Annotated in this window: 16 protein-coding genes; 13 read left to right on the top strand and 3 right to left on the bottom strand. The window is 33.0% G+C overall.

The genetic code is table 11. The features are described from left to right. Nucleotides 1-12 precede the first annotated feature (12 nt). The 13 genes from ABEB23_RS11210 to ABEB23_RS11150 all read left to right on the top strand — a co-directional run bounded on the left by ABEB23_RS11210 (nt 13) and on the right by ABEB23_RS11150 (nt 12,798). A complete protein-coding gene (locus ABEB23_RS11210; RefSeq protein ID WP_438861676.1) occupies nt 13-531 on the top strand; it encodes a DUF6913 domain-containing protein in 519 nt (172 codons plus the stop codon). A gap of 6 nt (nt 532-537) precedes the next feature. Continuing rightward, nucleotides 538-1,419, top strand: a complete 882-nt coding sequence (dapA, locus tag ABEB23_RS11205; protein ID WP_348812686.1) for a 4-hydroxy-tetrahydrodipicolinate synthase — start codon at nt 538-540, stop codon at nt 1,417-1,419. A 137-nt stretch (nt 1,420-1,556) separates the two neighbouring features. Further along, nucleotides 1,557-2,351: an outer membrane protein assembly factor BamD gene (locus ABEB23_RS11200; protein ID WP_348812685.1), complete on the top strand. Its 795-nt coding sequence runs from the start codon at nt 1,557-1,559 to the stop codon at nt 2,349-2,351. Nucleotides 2,352-2,359: 8 nt separating this feature from the next. Beyond that, on the top strand, nt 2,360-2,677 hold the full coding sequence (locus tag ABEB23_RS11195; protein WP_026709525.1) for a DNA-directed RNA polymerase subunit omega: 318 nt from the start codon (nt 2,360-2,362) through the stop codon (nt 2,675-2,677). 8 nt (nt 2,678-2,685) lie between these two features. Further along, nucleotides 2,686-3,897, top strand: a complete 1,212-nt coding sequence (gene coaBC, locus ABEB23_RS11190; RefSeq protein WP_348812684.1) for a bifunctional phosphopantothenoylcysteine decarboxylase/phosphopantothenate--cysteine ligase CoaBC — start codon at nt 2,686-2,688, stop codon at nt 3,895-3,897. Beyond that, nucleotides 3,890-4,774: a type IX secretion system protein PorD gene (gene porD, locus ABEB23_RS11185; RefSeq protein WP_348812683.1), complete on the top strand. Its 885-nt coding sequence runs from the start codon at nt 3,890-3,892 to the stop codon at nt 4,772-4,774. The genes coaBC and porD overlap by 8 nt, the downstream gene beginning before the upstream one ends. Before the next feature lie 54 nt (nt 4,775-4,828). Further along, nucleotides 4,829-6,481, top strand: a complete 1,653-nt coding sequence (gene recN, locus ABEB23_RS11180; protein ID WP_348812682.1) for a DNA repair protein RecN — start codon at nt 4,829-4,831, stop codon at nt 6,479-6,481. A 115-nt stretch (nt 6,482-6,596) separates the two neighbouring features. Continuing rightward, nucleotides 6,597-7,787: an enoyl-ACP reductase FabV gene (gene fabV, locus ABEB23_RS11175; protein ID WP_348812681.1), complete on the top strand. Its 1,191-nt coding sequence runs from the start codon at nt 6,597-6,599 to the stop codon at nt 7,785-7,787. Nucleotides 7,788-7,902: 115 nt separating this feature from the next. Further along, on the top strand, nt 7,903-8,709 hold the full coding sequence (locus ABEB23_RS11170) for an enoyl-ACP reductase FabI (protein ID WP_348812680.1): 807 nt from the start codon (nt 7,903-7,905) through the stop codon (nt 8,707-8,709). A gap of 132 nt (nt 8,710-8,841) precedes the next feature. Beyond that, entirely contained in the window at nt 8,842-9,840 is a 999-nt protein-coding gene (locus ABEB23_RS11165; protein ID WP_348812679.1) for a glycosyltransferase family 2 protein, read from the top strand. A gap of 1 nt (nt 9,841) precedes the next feature. After that, nucleotides 9,842-10,438, top strand: a complete 597-nt coding sequence (coaE, locus tag ABEB23_RS11160; RefSeq protein ID WP_348812678.1) for a dephospho-CoA kinase — start codon at nt 9,842-9,844, stop codon at nt 10,436-10,438. 59 nt (nt 10,439-10,497) lie between these two features. After that, on the top strand, nt 10,498-12,081 hold the full coding sequence (locus tag ABEB23_RS11155; RefSeq protein ID WP_348812677.1) for a sensor histidine kinase: 1,584 nt from the start codon (nt 10,498-10,500) through the stop codon (nt 12,079-12,081). A gap of 3 nt (nt 12,082-12,084) precedes the next feature. Continuing rightward, nucleotides 12,085-12,798, top strand: coding sequence for a response regulator transcription factor (locus tag ABEB23_RS11150; RefSeq protein WP_348812676.1), 714 nt, complete (start codon nt 12,085-12,087; stop codon nt 12,796-12,798). 57 nt (nt 12,799-12,855) lie between these two features. On the opposite strand, the gene argH is transcribed toward ABEB23_RS11150, so the two are convergent. The 3 genes from argH to argB form a co-directional block, all read right to left on the bottom strand. Beyond that, nucleotides 12,856-14,136, bottom strand: a complete 1,281-nt coding sequence (gene argH / locus ABEB23_RS11145; protein ID WP_348812675.1) for an argininosuccinate lyase — start codon at nt 14,134-14,136, stop codon at nt 12,856-12,858. 161 nt (nt 14,137-14,297) lie between these two features. Further along, nucleotides 14,298-15,368 carry a M20 family metallo-hydrolase gene (locus tag ABEB23_RS11140; protein ID WP_348812674.1) on the bottom strand — a complete coding sequence of 357 codons (1,071 nt, stop codon included), beginning with the start codon at nt 15,366-15,368 and terminating at the stop codon, nt 14,298-14,300. Further along, nucleotides 15,365-16,150, bottom strand: a complete 786-nt coding sequence (gene argB, locus ABEB23_RS11135) for an acetylglutamate kinase (RefSeq protein WP_348812673.1) — start codon at nt 16,148-16,150, stop codon at nt 15,365-15,367. Before argB ends, ABEB23_RS11140 begins: the two co-directional genes overlap by 4 nt. Nucleotides 16,151-16,182 lie beyond the last annotated feature (32 nt).

The raw sequence follows: 16,182 nt of genomic DNA, 5'->3' as shown, positions 1-16,182 counted from the left end.
AGTAAAAGTAATATGTTTTTAAACTATATAAAGGATTTTATTGTAAAAAAAACATTAAAAAACAAGTTGCTTAATGTAAAAACTAATGCAATTTCAGATGTTATTCAAACAGTTGGCTTGCTTATAGATGAAAGTTATTTTTCTGAAAAGGAAGCCCTGGTGAAAGAGCTAATCGCCAATGGAATTTTAGAGAAAAACATTAAAATTATTGTTTACAGGGATAAGTTCAAGAAAAATGAGGTCTACACACAACCTACTTTTGGAGCAAAGCACCTCAGTTGGAATGGAACTATTTCAGAAACCGTAATAAATGATTTTATCAATGAAAAATTGGATTTATTAATTAGTTATTACGATGTGGAGAAAGCAATTTTACTTCTAATAACTCATAATTCAAAAGCGCGATTTAAGGTAGGGTTTTCGTCAATAGACAAAAGATTGAATCATTTGATGATAAATACCAATGCAGAAAACTATAAAGTTTTTGTACACGAATTATTCAGATATTTAAAAATATTAAACAAAATATAATCTAATATGCAATCATTAATAGGAACTGGTGTTGCCCTTGTAACTCCATTTAAAGAGGATTTTTCAATTGATACCGAAGCATTAAAAAGAATTGTAAATTTTTCAATCGATAATGGAATTGAATATCTTGTGGTATTGGGAACAACAGCCGAAAATGCAACTTTGTCTCAGGATGAGAAAGAACTAGTAATCCAGACTGTAATCGAAGCTAATAATGGAAGATTGCCATTAGTACTTGGAGTAGGGGGTAATAACACCTTAAAAGTGGTTGAAGAACTAAAAACAAGAGATTTATCTCCATTTGTAGCCATTCTTTCCGTTTCACCATATTACAACAAACCTACTCAAGAAGGGATTTACCAACATTTTAAAGCTGTTGCAGAAGCGTCTCCAATTCCTGTTATTTTATATAATGTACCAGGCAGAACTGCAAGTAATATGTTACCGGCAACTGTTCTAAGATTGGCTAATGACTTCAAAAATGTTGTTGCAATTAAAGAAGCTGCCGGAGATTTAGCACAGGCCATGCAGTTATTAAAAAACAAACCAAAAGATTTCCTTGTAATTTCCGGTGATGATATGATTGCTTTACCAATGATTTTAGCAGGTGGATCTGGCGTTATATCTGTAATTGGCCAAGGTTTTCCAAAAGAATTTTCAGAAATGATCCGATTAGGTTTGAACAGAAAAGTGGATGAAGCTTTCAAAACCCAATATCTTTTGGCCGATTGTATAGACATGATTTTCGAACAAGGAAACCCGGCCGGAATCAAACAAGTCTTTCTCTCATTGGGAATAGCAGAAAATTTCGTACGTTTACCACTAGTGACCGTAGACGAATCATTAGCAAATCGAATCGATCAATTTGTTAAGAGTATCATCAAATAAAGGTCGAAATCATTGCTTTTTTTTAAGCAAAAAAATATTTTGTAGTAGCTAAATTAATAACTAAATTTGCCACCGAAACTTCGGTATGATTTTTTATAGGTTAAACTTTTCCGGAAAATCATAATAAAAGTAAAAAAATGAAAAAAATAGTATCTCTATTGCTTGTTGTTGTCTTTTTTTGTTCTTGTAACGAATATCAAAAAGCACTAAAAACCGAAGATGTTGCAGTAAAATTCGAAATGGCCACTCAATTATATGATGCTGGAAAGTATGCAAAAGCCATTCGTCTGTTTGAACAAATTGCCCCTTCTTACAGAGGTAAACCGCAGGCTGAAAAGTTGTTTTACATGTTTGCACAATCGTATTATAAGACAGAACAGTATTATTTAGCGGGTTATCAATTTGAAAGTTTTGTTTCAGGTTATCCAAAAAGTGAAAAAATACAGGAAGCAGCTTATTTGGGAGCAAAAAGTTATTCAAAGTTATCACCTGTTTATAGCTTGGATCAAACAGATACGACAAAAGCAATTGATAAATTGCAGACGTTCATAGATAATTACCCAAATTCAGAGTATTTGGCAGAGGCCAATGCTACAATGAAAGTGTTAAATGAGAAAATAGAGAAAAAGGTATTCGAAAATGCAAAGCAGTATAATACCATTTCGGATTATAAAGCTTCTCTAGTTGCTTTTGATAATTTTCTTGCTGATTACCCAGGAACACCTTTTAAAGAAGATGCATTGTATTACAAACTAGATTCAGCATATCAATTGGCAATCAATAGTATTCCTGCAAAAATGGAAGAAAGATTAAACGTTGCAAAAGGAGCGTATACTAGTTTAATAAAATTCAAAACTGACACTCAGTACAGAGGAAAAGCGGACGAAATGTTAGCCCGAATTGAAAACGATTTACAAAAATTTACTAAATAAATAAAGTCATGGATTTAAAAAAGACGAATGCTCCGGTAAATACAATAACATACAATAAAACTGTTATTGAAGAACCAACCGGTAATGTGTATGAAGCGATAACCATTATGGCTAAAAGAGCAAATCAAATCAATTCTGAAATCAAAAAAGAATTGACTGAAAAATTGGAAGAATTTGCTACATATAATGACAGTCTTGAAGAAGTTTTTGAGAACAAAGAGCAAATTGAGGTTTCAAAATTTTATGAAAAATTGCCTAAGCCACATGCTTTAGCAGTTCAAGAATGGCTAGACGGTAAAATTTACCACAGAGATTCAAATAAATAATAGTCACCATGTCAGTTTTAAACGGCAAGAAAATTTTGCTAGGAATTTCTGGTGGAATTGCTGCCTATAAAACAGCGTCATTGGTGCGTCTTTTCATAAAAGCAGGTGCACATGTCCAAGTGGTCATGACACCTGCTTCTAAGGATTTTGTAACGCCACTTACGTTATCTACCTTATCAAAAAATCCTGTACATTCCACTTTCTACAATAATGATGAAGAAAATGAAAAGTGGAATAACCATGTCGAATTAGCTCTTTGGGCTGATTTAATGATTATTGCTCCTGCAACTGCTAATACATTGTCTAAAATGGTCAATGGTAATTGCGATAATCTTTTGATTGCTACTTATTTATCAGCAAAATGTCCCGTTTATTTCGCACCAGCGATGGATCTGGACATGTATAAACATCCATCAACAATAGCCAGTTTTGAAGCATTACAGCAGTTTGGTAATACCATTATTCCTGCTGAGAGCGGCGAGTTGGCAAGCGGTTTGTCTGGCGAAGGAAGAATGGCTGAACCAGAAAGCATTATTTCCTTTCTTGAGGCTGATTTAGAGAGTAGACTACCTCTAAAAGGAAAAAAAATACTAATTACTGCCGGTCCCACATACGAAGCAATAGATCCTGTGCGTTTCATAGGTAATCATTCTTCGGGAAAAATGGGATATGATATTGCTGTAAGTGCTGCAAATTTAGGGGCTTCAGTTATTTTAGTTTCAGGACCAACAAATTGCACGGTTCAAAGTTCTCTTATAGAGGTGATTCCTGTCGTTTCAGCAGAAGAAATGTACAAAGCATGTCATGAGTATTATGCAGATGTTGATGTGGCGATTGCTGCAGCTGCTGTTGCTGATTACCGACCAAAGATAATGGCTTCCCAAAAAATAAAAAAAGCAGCGGAAGAGTTTACAATAGAACTTGAAAAAACAAAAGATATACTTGCCTCTTTAGGGGCTATTAAGAAAAAACAGTTTTTGATTGGATTTGCCTTAGAAACTGAAAATGAAATCGAAAATGCAAAGCTGAAAATCCAGAAAAAAAACTTAGATTTGATTGTTTTAAATTCGCTGCAGGATATAGGTGCCGGTTTTGGCAAACCTACCAATAAAGTGACTTTTATAGATAAGTTTTTTAATATCGAACCTATGGATTTAAAGTCTAAAGAAGCAGTAGCAGATGATATACTTAATAAAGTAATAGCTTTTTTTTATGAATAAAATAGTTGCTTTTTTCGTACTGTTCGTTTGCAGTTTTTCGCAAGCACAACAATTAAATTGTACTGTTACGGTAAATGCCGAGAGGCTTTCTAATGCAAATCAACAAGTCTTTAAAACCCTGGAAACTTCGTTAAATGAATTTGTAAATAAAACGGATTGGACCAGACAATCGGTGAAACAAAATGAAAAAATAAATTGTTCGATGTATATCACTATTTCATCAAATAATTCAGATGAATTTGTTGCAACAATTCAAGTGCAATCTTCAAGACTTGTTTTTAATTCCACTTACGCTTCACCAGTTTTTAATTATAACGATAAAGATTTTAATTTTAATTATACAGAATTCGAATCTCTGCTTTTCAATCCCTCTGTATTTGAGTCAAATTTGGTCTCTGTTATGTCTTATTATTGCTATATGATACTAGGAATGGACGCTGATACTTTTTTACCGTTAGGAGGGAATCCCTATTTTAATGTGGCCCAGAATATCGCCAATGTTGCTCAACAAGGCGGATATAAAGGATGGAATCAAATGGACGGCCCTCAGAACAGATATTTTCTAATAAATGATATGCTATCCCCAACTTTTAATGAAGTAAGAAACACTTCTTTCGACTACCATGCAGGACTGGATATTATGCATCAGGATTTGAAAGGAGCAAAAGAAAAAATAAAAGCTTCATTACTCAATCTCAACAAAGTACAGGCTATACGATCAAATGCTTTTTTAACCCGTGTTTTTTTCGATGCCAAATCTGATGAGATTGTATCCATTTTTTCAGGTGGTCCAAGTATTCAAATATCAGACTTAGTCGAAAGTCTTAATAAAACGTCTCCAATGAACACAAGCAAATGGGCCTTAATTAAATTTTAATTAATTTTAAATCATTTGCTAAATTCAAATTTCCCATCTTAAAAAAATACATAAATGATAACATCGCTATCGATAAAAAACTATGCACTGATAGAAAAATTAACTATCGATTTTTCAAAAGGTTTTTCAATAATTACTGGAGAAACAGGGGCTGGTAAATCGATAATATTAGGCGCTTTAGGTTTGGTTTTGGGAAAAAGAGCCGATCTGACCTCTCTAAAAAACAAAGAAGAAAAATGTGTTATTGAAGCACATTTTGAAATCTCAAAATATAATTTACTTCCTTTCTTTGAAGCAAATGATTTGGATTACGAAGACGAAACGATTATTAGACGTGAAATTCTGCCTTCCGGAAAATCAAGGGCATTTATAAACGACAGTCCTGTAAATCTTCAGGAATTACAAGAATTAAGCTTATTCTTGATCGATATTCATTCGCAACAACAAACTCAGGAACTTTCGGATGAGAACGTTCAATTTAAAATAATTGATGCGATCGCAAATAATCAAGAAGAAATTACGGCTTATCAAGCACTTTTGAAAAGCTATAAGGCCGATAAAACACTTTTAAATTCACTTCTTAAAAAACAAGGAGATGCTACCAAAGAACAGGAATACAATACTTTTTTATTGGAGGAATTAGTAGCTGCAAAATTAAAATCTGGGGAACAGGAAGTCCTTGAAGCTGATTTTGAGAAATTAAACAATGTTGAAATTATAAAAGAATCCATTGATAAATCTTTAGCTATAGCTAATGAAGAACAAATTGGAGTTCTTGATAATTTAAAAGAAATTAAAATAGCCTTACAAAAGATTGCTCCTTTTTCTACTGAATATCATTCGTTGTTTGAAAGAATAACAAGTGTTACTATTGAAGTTGATGATATTGCAAATGAATTGACTCGTTGTTCTGAGAAGCTAATTAATGATCCGGAACAATTAGATTTAATTAGCCAGAAGCTGCAGCTAATTTTTAATTTGCAAAAGAAGCATCAAGTCACTACGGTTGATGAATTATTAGAAATTCAATCTAAACTGGAAAACTCTATATTAGAAATAGGGAATTTAGAGGAAGAGATTTTGGCATTAACCCATTCAATCCAAGAAAAAACAACAGCCTTAGATTCTTTAGCTGATTCTATTCATAAGAATAGAGTTGGTTCCATTCCAGTTTTATCGCAAAAGCTAATTACCATTTTGGAAACCTTAGGAATGCCTAATGTTCGTTTTAATATTGATGTTAACGAAACTTCAAACTATTTTCCGAATGGTAAAGATGAAATCCAGTTTTTGTTTTCTGCCAATAAAGGAACTGATTTTGGTTTATTGAAAAAAGTAGCTTCAGGTGGTGAAATGTCAAGAATTATGTTGGCTGTAAAAGCAATCTTAGCACAATATTCAAAGTTACCAACGTTGATTTTTGACGAAATAGATACAGGCGTTTCAGGTGAAATAGCAATCCGAATGGGAGAAATTATGAAAGAAATGAGTAGCGAAATGCAAATATTTGCCATTACACATTTACCTCAAATCGCAGCAAAAGGAACAGCACATTTCAAAGTATATAAATCTACTGTTGATGAAGATACACAATCTGAATTGAAGTTATTGTCTAGCGAAGAAAGGGTAGTTGAAATAGCACAAATGCTATCAGGAGCTGTTGTTTCTGATTCCGCCTTAAATCATGCAAAAGCCTTGTTGAACTAAAAACAATGAGCTATATTTGCCATTCAAATTCAATAAAATTTAATCAAAAAAAGTAAAATATAATTAACGGATTTACTTACATCCGATTAACAAATAAATTAACGAATAGCCCGATATGATTATAGAACCTAGAATGAGAGGATTTATTTGTTTGACATCTCACCCAGAAGGATGCGAACAAAATGTTAAAAATCAAATAGCATACGTAAAGTCTAAAGGACCGATAGATGGTGCTAAAAAAGTATTAGTAATTGGAGCTTCAACCGGATTTGGTTTGGCTTCCAGAATTGCAAGTGCTTTTGGATCTGATGCTGCAACTATTGGTGTGTTTTTTGAAAAACCTCCTGTTGAAGGAAAACCAGGATCTCCGGGTTGGTATAATTCTGCTGCTTTTGAGAAAGAAGCAAATAAAGCAGGTTTGTATGCAAAAAGTATTAATGGAGATGCTTTTTCAACTGAGATTAAGCAACAAACAATCGACCTTATCAAAAAGGATTTAGGTCAAGTTGACTTGGTTATTTACAGTTTGGCTTCTCCGGTTCGTTTACATCCGGTTACTGGTGTTTTACATCGTTCCGTTTTGAAACCAATAGGAAGTACCTTTACCAATAAAACGGTTGATTTCCATACAGGAATTGTTTCTGAAATTTCAATTGAGCCTTGTAATGAAGAAGATATTGCCAATACTATAGCTGTAATGGGTGGCGAAGATTGGTCTATGTGGATGGATGCTTTAAAAGCTGAAAATTTACTGGCACCGGGCGCTACAACAGTTGCTTACTCGTATATTGGACCTTCATTAACGGAAGCAGTTTATAGAAAAGGAACTATTGGTCGCGCAAAAGATCATTTAGAAGCCACTGCTTTTTCAATCGCAGACAGCTTGAAAGATATTGACGGAAAAGCATTTGTTTCTGTAAATAAAGCATTAGTTACACAAGCTAGTTCTGCTATTCCTGTAATTCCTTTGTATATTTCTTTGTTGTATAAAATCATGAAAGAAGAAGGAATTCACGAAGGATGTATCGAACAAATTCAACGTTTGTACCAAGACAGATTGTATACAGGAAAACCAATTCCAACAGATGATAAAGGAAGAATCCGCATCGATGATTGGGAAATGAGAGAAGACGTTCAAGCAAAAGTAGCTAAATTATGGTTGGAAGCAACGACCGAAACTTTACCGCAAATAGGTGATTTAGCTGGTTATAAACAAGATTTCCTTAATCTGTTTGGTTTTGGATTTAAAGAAGTTGATTATTTAGCCGATACCAATGAAGTGGTTGGTATTTCAAGTATCGCATAATTATATTTTACTAAATTAAAATTTAGTTTCTGTAATGCATCTTAATTTCATATTGGTTTAATCCTTTAGAAATTAAGGTGCATTACTTTTATAAATAGACATAAAATAATTTTATATGTATAACTTATTACAAGGAAAAAGAGGAATTATTTTCGGAGCTTTAGATGAAAATTCAATAGCTTGGAAAACAGCCGAACGTGTTCATGAAGAGGGCGGGACTTTTGTACTTTCAAACGCTCCTGCTGCTATGAGATTGGGTACTATCGATGAATTAGCGCAAAAAACAGGTTCACAAATTATCCCTGCGGATGCTACTTCAATAGAAGATTTAGAAATTTTAACTGACAGAGCAATGGAAATACTTGGAGGAAAAATTGATTTTGTTCTTCATTCTATCGGCATGTCTGTAAATGTCAGAAAGGGAAATCGCTATATTAATCAAAACTATGATTATACTGAAAAAGGGTGGAATGTATCAGCTCTTTCTTTCCATAAAGTTATGCAGGTTTTATATAAGAAAGATGCCATGAATGAATGGGGAAGTATTATTGCTTTGTCTTACATGGCAGCACAACGTGTTTTTCCGGACTACAATGATATGGCTGACAACAAAGCGTATTTAGAATCGGTTGCCCGTAGTTTCGGTTATTTCTTTGGAAAAGATAAAAAAGTTAGGGTGAATACCATTTCGCAGTCACCAACTCCTACAAGAGCAGGTAGCGGCGTAAAAGGATTTAATGGTTTTATAGCTTTTGCTGAAAAAATGTCACCATTAGGGAATGCAACTGCATTAGATTGCGCTAATTACGCCATCGTTATGTTCTCTGATCTCACCAGAAAAGTGACTTTGCAAAATTTACTTCACGATGGTGGCTTTTCAAACATTGGAGTTAGTCAGGAAGTTATGGAAATGTTTGAATAACAAACGAAATCGGGGTCGCATTTTTTACAAAACCATCAATTAATAGTTGATGGTTTTTTTATGGATAAAGCATATCTTTGTTAAAATTTTTTAAATCACCGAATAATATCTAAAAATACCACATTTAATAATATGCTATTTTCTTTAATTATACCTGTTTACAATCGTCCAGATGAAGTTGATGAACTATTAGAAAGCTTGTCAAAATCTGATTATACCGAAATTTATGAAATTGTGTTAGTAGAAGATGGATCTACTTTAAGATGTCAAGATGTAGCCCAAAAATATGGTGACAGGTTAGATATCTCATATTATTATAAAGAAAATTCAGGTCCTGGAGATTCCAGGAATTACGGAATGAAAAAAGCACGTGGGGATTATTTTATCATTTTTGATTCCGATTGCATCATCCCTAAACAGTATTTAACCGAAGTTGACAAAGCTCTAAAGCAAAATTATGTAGATTGTTTTGGTGGGCCGGATCGAGCATTGGATAGTTTTTCAGATATACAAAAAGCAATCAATTTTGCAATGACTTCTTTTCTTACTACGGGCGGAATCAGAGGAGGATCAGAGAAGATTGATAAATTTCAGCCCAGAAGTTTTAACATGGGATTGTCCCGTAAAGCATTTGAAGCTTCTAAAGGGTTTGGTAACATACACCCTGGCGAAGACCCGGACTTATCGATTCGTTTATGGAATTTAGGATTTGAAACTAAACTTTTTCCAAATGCTTACGTTTACCATAAAAGAAGAATAGACTGGGATAAATTTTCTGTACAGGTTAATAAATTCGGTAAAGCAAGACCAATTTTGAATAGCTGGTATCCGCAATACAACAAACTGACATTTTTCTTTCCATCTGTGTTTATTATTGGATTTTTCTTATCAATAGTTTTACTGCTTTTTAATCAAGATATCCTTCTTCAATTGTATTTTCTTTATTTTGTGGTATTGTTTTTGGTGTCTACTATTCAAAACAAGAGCTTAAAAATAGGCTATTTATCTTTGATTGCCGTTTGGAAACAATTTTATGGTTATGGAACCGGTTTTTTGAAATCATATATAAAAGTAATTATTTTGAAGCAAAAACCTCAAGAAGCATTTCCTGAATTGTTTTTCAAAATTTAAAATGACAAAAATAATCGGTTTAACGGGAGGAATTGGAAGTGGTAAAACCACAATTGCCAATCATTTTTCATCATTGGGAATTCCAGTATATATTGCTGATGATGAAGCAAAAAAAATCATGCAAACTCCAGAAGTTTTAAATCTAATTAAGAAAACATTTGGTGATACTATATTTGAAAATGAATTGTTAAACAGACAAAAGCTGGCCGAAATCGTCTTTAACAATCCTGAAAAACTAAAACAACTTAATGCAATTGTTCATCCTGCAGTAAAAAGACATTTTGACAAATGGCTTTTGGATCATCAGTTTTATCCATTTATAATTTATGAAGCTGCTATTTTATTTGAAAGTGGAAGTTATAAGAATTGTGATTCAATAATTACCGTAATAGCACCCTTAGAATCTAGAATTCAAAGAGTTATAGAAAGAGATAAAACTAATAGAGAACATGTTTTAAAAAGAATGGAAGCACAATGGAATGATGAACAACGCATTTCTAAAAGTGATTTTATAATTGAGAACACGACGATTGAAACCACAAAACTGGAAGTTGAAAAAATTCTTAAAATTTTAAAGATTCAACAATATGAATGTTAGATGTTAATATTTGGTTAATGTATTATTTAATATATTGTTAAAATACTAATTTTGTTTCGATGAATAAACTTTTTTTTAGGCTGTTGGTTTTGTTGATGAGTTTGTCCCTGATAGGGATAATACTTGTTCAGGTATATTGGTTCAATAATTCGTTTAAAAACAATGACGAACAGTTTAAATTTCACGTAAAGCAAGTTATTGGTAATGTGGCCGATAAACTACAAAAACAGGAAGCTTACAGTTTTTATGATAAATACAATCATCTTAAAGACAGTATAGGGAAAGTTCCAAAAAAGGATGATTTATTAGAGTTTTATTACGTTCAGAAAAATCCAAGAACCAATAAAACGATTGTTTATTCAAACAGTATTATAGCAGAAGATTACAATATCAATGGTTCGCTCTTTAATAAAAAATTTGACAGTGTAAAGTTTAAAAGCTTTAGTTCCAAACGAGTAACTGAAGTATATAACAATAATAAGATTGACAATTCTATTCTAAATCAAAGTTTGACTCCTGATGTAAGGATTGAAAAATCTGGAAATTTGGATATTTTAGATAATGCACAATTCGAGATCTTCTATAAGGATATAACATCAGCAATGCCGCTTCAGGAAAGGGTTTCCAAAGAAACACTGAAAAAGCTCATTAAGAAAGAATTAGAAGAATATGGCGTTAATACCAAATTTGAGTTTGGTATTTATAGTAATGGTATAGCAACAAAAGTAAAGTCGGATGAATTTGTTTATGATAAAAATAATGCCTATTCCATTCCGATATTGACAGATAATGAAGGAAATGAAAAATACCAGTTATTGGTGATATTTCCACATAAAAAGAAATTCTTATTGTCAGAGTTGGTTAGTATAACAATACTGTCAATTATTTTTACTTTGATTATTGTTATTGCTTATTCGAGTGCATTAAGTCAACTGATTCGTCAACGTCAAATATCTGAGATAAAATCGGATTTTATCAATAATATGACGCATGAGTTTAAAACGCCGATTGCCACTATCAATTTAGCATTGGATGCTATAAAAAATCCAAAAATAATTGAGGATAAGGAAAAGGTTTTACGTTATCTTCAAATGATACGGGATGAAAATAAACGAATGCATGCTCAAGTTGAAAATGTATTAAGAATCTCCAAACTGGAGAAAAAAGAATTGGATATTGAAAAAGAATCCAGCAATATAGAAGATATTATAAATGATGCGATAGAGCATGTTAATTTGATTCTGGAGGACCGACAAGGAACGATAACCAGTCATTTTGATGCCGCCAGAACATCAGTTTTAATTAATGATGTACATTTCACTAATGTGATTGTAAATATTTTGGAAAATGCGATCAAGTATTCACCTGATAAACCAAAAATTGACATATATACGGAGAACATAAAGGATATGATTCTCATAAAAGTAAAAGATAATGGATTGGGTATGAGTAAAGTTGCCCAAAAAAGAATTTTCGAGAAATTCTACAGAGAACATACAGGAGACATTCACAATGTTAAAGGGCACGGTTTAGGTTTAGCCTATGTAAAAAGAATTGTAGAAGACCATAATGGTCAAGTTTATGTTGAAAGCGAAAAGGGAAAAGGCAGTACCTTTATAATAAAAATACCACTAATAAATTAGAATATGGAAAATGTAAATAAAAAAATACTTTTAGTCGAGGATGACCTTAACTTTGGTGCTGTTTTAAAAGATTACTTAATGCTAAATGATTTTGATGTCACTTTGGCTAAAAACGGTATGGAAGGCTTCGAAAAATTTAAGAAAGACACCTATGATTTATGTATTCTTGATGTAATGATGCCTTATAAGGACGGATACACTTTGGCAAAAGAGATCAGAGAAAAAAATAATGAAGTGCCGATCATTTTCCTTACTGCAAAATCTATGAAAGAAGATGTATTAAAAGGATACAAGGCTGGTGCTGATGATTATCTTAATAAACCTTTTGATTCTGAAGTATTGCTGATGAAAATCAAGGCTATTATACAAAGAAAATCTTCTGATACTAAAGCGGAGCAAGTTCAATATGAATTTAATATCGGTAAATTTCACTTGAATTCAAAACTTAGATTTTTGACTTATGGTGATGAAGAACCTATTAAATTGTCTCCAAAAGAAAATGAACTATTGAAAATGTTAGTTCTTCATGAAAATGATTTAATGCCGAGAGAATTAGCATTAACGAAAATTTGGAGAGATGACAACTATTTTACTTCTAGAAGTATGGATGTATATATCGCCAAACTTAGAAAATACCTTAAACCTGACGAAGATGTGGAAATCCTAAATATCCACGGTGAAGGTTTTAGATTAGTTGTAAAAAACAAAGTAGCATAAAGAAAAAAGCTCCGAGAAATCGGAGCTTTTTTTTATAATAAAACTTTATCATTTGAATTAATAAGAACGTTTCATTTTATCTTTTATAGCATCTAAACATAAGTTATTGATACTTCCTTCATGAGTGTGTTTGGTCTCTTTTGGAGATTTGAAAGTACCATTTTCTAATTGCTCAGCAACCGCTTTATAAGCATCCCTAAAAGGCACGCCCGCAACCACCATTTCATTTAGTGAATCTACAGTAAATAGATAATCATATTTCTTATCGTCTAAAATATGTTCTTTTACTTTTATGTCTTTTATCGAAAAAATAGCAATATCTAAACAGGCTTTCAAATTTTGAATAGCAGGGAATAACCCTTCTTTCAATAATTGCAAATCCCTGTGATAACCACTAGGAAGGTTGTTTGTAATTAAAGTGATTTCGTAAGGCAAAGCTTGAATTTTATTACACTTACCACGAATTAACTCAAAAACATCCGGATTTTTCTTGTGTGGCATAATACTGGAACCTGTTGTAAGATGTGATGGCAGACTAATGAAATCAAAATTCTGACTCATATATAAACACACATCCATAGAGAATTTTGAAAGGGTAGCAGCAACACTACTCATGGCAAAAGCAACAGTTTTCTCTGACTTACCACGGCTCATTTGAGCAGCAACGGCGTTGAATTTTAAGGTTTCAAACCCTAATTCCTGTGTTGTGAATGTTCGGTTGATAGGAAATGAACTCCCGTAACCGGCAGCGGAACCTAATGGATTTTGATCCACAATTTTCAACGCCGCATTCAGCATTGTAATATCATCAATTAAACTTTCGGCATAGGCAGAAAACCACATACCGAAAGAAGATGGCATAGCAATTTGAAGATGCGTATAACCTGGCAGCAAAACATTTTGATGTTTTTCAGCAGATTGCATTAGTAAATCGAATAAAGTTTTTACTTGGTCCTTTAGTTCCTTTACAACATCTTTCAGATATAAATTAACATCAACTAAAACTTGGTCATTACGGGAACGGGCGGTATGGATTTTTTTTCCGGCATCTCCTAATTTTACTGTTAGCAGGTATTCAATTTTTGAATGTACATCTTCAAAACTATCCTCGATTTCGAAATTACCGTTTTCAGCATCTTTAATGATCTCTTCTAAAGCCAAAACTAAAGAAACAGTTTCCGAATCAGTTAAAAGACCTATCTGACCAAGCATTTTAGCATGAGCAATAGAACCCAATGCGTCGTATTTAGCTAGAACTAAGTCTAATTCTCTATCGTTACCAACAGTAAAATGTTCTATTTGTTTATCAGTTGGTATTCCTTTTTCCCAAAGTTTCATAATTGGATTTTTAGATGTTTGGATTTTTAGATTCTTAGATCTAAACTTTTGTTGTTATGTGTTTTTAGCCCCGATAGAAGTGGAAATCCTTTTTATTTTTTCTTTAAAAATAAAAAGATTGCAACGGATAGCGGGAATAGCTTCTAATAAAAAAGCTGTACTTATATTTTGAAAAAATCAGTTAGTATTTTGATATACAATTGAATTCCTTCTTCTATTTCGTTTATAAATATAAATTCATCAGCTGAATGCGATCTCAAAGTTTCTCCGGGTCCTAATTTTAAGGATTGGCAACTCAAAACAGATTGATCTGAAAGGGTAGGAGAGCCATAAGTGGTTCTGCCCAATGCTAGACCAGCTTGTACCAATCCGTGGTGAACAGGAATAGAGGATGCGTTCAAATGCATAGAGCGTGGATTGATTTCAACAGTCAGATGTTTCTTCACCGTATCCAAAATTTCCTGATTGCTATAACAATCATTTACTCGAATATCGACTACAAGATGACATTCTGCAGGTACAACATTGTGTTGTTTTCCTGCTGACACTTGCGTAACAGTCATTTTTACAGGACCTAAAACCTCTGATATTTTTTCGAATTGATAGTTTTTAAACCATTCAATCACGGGTATCGCATTATAAATTGGATTGTCAGGATTGTTGTGAGCAGCATGGCTGGCTGTACCTTTCACAATAACATCCAATACCAATAATCCTTTTTCTGCCACGGCCAATTGCATCAGAGTCGGTTCTCCCACAATGGCGCACTCTAATTCCGGCAAATGTTTCAGAACGCTGTTAAGTCCTTTTTTTCCACTGCTTTCTTCCTCCGCAGAAGCAACTATTACAATATTGTAAGGAAGATTTTCATTAGAATAGAAATGAACAAATGTGGCTAAAAGAGAAACCAGACAACCTCCTGCATCATTACTCCCTAATCCGAATAGTTTACCATCTTTTACGATAGCTTCAAATGGATCGTTAGTATAACCTTGATTCGGTTTTACAGTATCGTGATGTGAGTTCAGTAAAAGTGTTGGTTTTCTTTTATCAAAATTCTTATTGAAAGCCCAAATATTATTGTTTTCTCTCTCGAAAGGGATATTATTTTGTGTAAACCAATTTTCAATTAAAAGGGCCGTTTGATCCTCTTCACTAGAAAATGAAGGTGTTTCAATTAAGGATTTTAATAGCGCAATGGCTTCTTGTGTAAGGATTTCTATACTCTTCATAGTGTAATTGTGGTGTACAAAGCCGTTTTGTCTTGTAGCATACGATGATGACCAATTTTTATTTTTTGAACTCCTTTGGACAGACTGTTAAAACAGTTGTCTAACTTTGGAATCATGCCCGAATGTATCGCTTTTTCTTCTTTTAATTTGGCATACAACTCTTGATTTATTGCTGTAATTACTGAGCTATCATCCTCAGCATCGAATAAAACTCCTGGCTTTTCGAAACAATAGTTCAAAGTTACATCAAAAACTTCAGATAAAGCAATAGCCAATTCGCTTGCAATGGTATCCGCATTGGTATTTAATAATTGTCCCTTGGCATCATGCGTAATGGCACAAAATACAGGTACAATTTCATCGGAAAGTAAAGTTGCCAATAATTTGGTGTTTACTTTCTTCACATCACCTACAAAACCGTAATTAATTGTTGGATGATTTCTTTTGTCTGATTGGATTAAATTTCCATCTGCCCCAGAAAAACCCATTGCATTAGTACCATTGGCTTGTAATTTGGCAACAATATCTTTATTGATTTGTCCTGCATAAATCATGACAACAACATCCAACATGGCCGCATCTGTAATTCTTCTTCCGTCAATCATTTGCGGAACTAAACCAATGCTTTGTGCCATTTTGGTAGCCGATTTTCCTCCGCCATGAACAAGGATTTTGTAGCCTTCTATTTTTGAAAAATCTGATAAAAACTGTGATAATTCGGCGGGGTTATCAATAATATTTCCACCAATTTTTATTATAGTAACTGGTTTTTTATTTTCCATTTGAATAAAGTTCTTTGTTACCAAGGCTTTAA

The organism is Flavobacterium maritimum (genome assembly GCF_040049085.1).
GTDB lineage: Bacteria > Bacteroidota > Bacteroidia > Flavobacteriales > Flavobacteriaceae > Flavobacterium > Flavobacterium maritimum.
Note: the sequence above shows the minus strand (reverse complement) of the source record. Positions and strands in the feature narration are given on the sequence as shown.

What these genes read in the sequence shown, in the direction of transcription:
- ABEB23_RS11210 (WP_438861676.1), top strand. Translation starts at nt 13, where the DNA reads ATGTTTTTAAACTATATAAAGGATTTTATTGTAAAAAAAACATTAAAA.
- dapA (WP_348812686.1), top strand. Translation starts at nt 538, where the DNA reads ATGCAATCATTAATAGGAACTGGTGTTGCCCTTGTAACTCCATTTAAA.
- ABEB23_RS11200 (WP_348812685.1), top strand. Translation starts at nt 1,557, where the DNA reads ATGAAAAAAATAGTATCTCTATTGCTTGTTGTTGTCTTTTTTTGTTCT.
- ABEB23_RS11195 (WP_026709525.1), top strand. Translation starts at nt 2,360, where the DNA reads ATGGATTTAAAAAAGACGAATGCTCCGGTAAATACAATAACATACAAT.
- coaBC (WP_348812684.1), top strand. Translation starts at nt 2,686, where the DNA reads ATGTCAGTTTTAAACGGCAAGAAAATTTTGCTAGGAATTTCTGGTGGA.
- porD (WP_348812683.1), top strand. Translation starts at nt 3,890, where the DNA reads ATGAATAAAATAGTTGCTTTTTTCGTACTGTTCGTTTGCAGTTTTTCG.
- recN (WP_348812682.1), top strand. Translation starts at nt 4,829, where the DNA reads ATGATAACATCGCTATCGATAAAAAACTATGCACTGATAGAAAAATTA.
- fabV (WP_348812681.1), top strand. Translation starts at nt 6,597, where the DNA reads ATGATTATAGAACCTAGAATGAGAGGATTTATTTGTTTGACATCTCAC.
- ABEB23_RS11170 (WP_348812680.1), top strand. Translation starts at nt 7,903, where the DNA reads ATGTATAACTTATTACAAGGAAAAAGAGGAATTATTTTCGGAGCTTTA.
- ABEB23_RS11165 (WP_348812679.1), top strand. Translation starts at nt 8,842, where the DNA reads ATGCTATTTTCTTTAATTATACCTGTTTACAATCGTCCAGATGAAGTT.
- coaE (WP_348812678.1), top strand. Translation starts at nt 9,842, where the DNA reads ATGACAAAAATAATCGGTTTAACGGGAGGAATTGGAAGTGGTAAAACC.
- ABEB23_RS11155 (WP_348812677.1), top strand. Translation starts at nt 10,498, where the DNA reads ATGAATAAACTTTTTTTTAGGCTGTTGGTTTTGTTGATGAGTTTGTCC.
- ABEB23_RS11150 (WP_348812676.1), top strand. Translation starts at nt 12,085, where the DNA reads ATGGAAAATGTAAATAAAAAAATACTTTTAGTCGAGGATGACCTTAAC.
- argH (WP_348812675.1), bottom strand. Translation starts at nt 14,136, where the DNA reads ATGAAACTTTGGGAAAAAGGAATACCAACTGATAAACAAATAGAACAT.
- ABEB23_RS11140 (WP_348812674.1), bottom strand. Translation starts at nt 15,368, where the DNA reads ATGAAGAGTATAGAAATCCTTACACAAGAAGCCATTGCGCTATTAAAA.
- argB (WP_348812673.1), bottom strand. Translation starts at nt 16,150, where the DNA reads ATGGAAAATAAAAAACCAGTTACTATAATAAAAATTGGTGGAAATATT.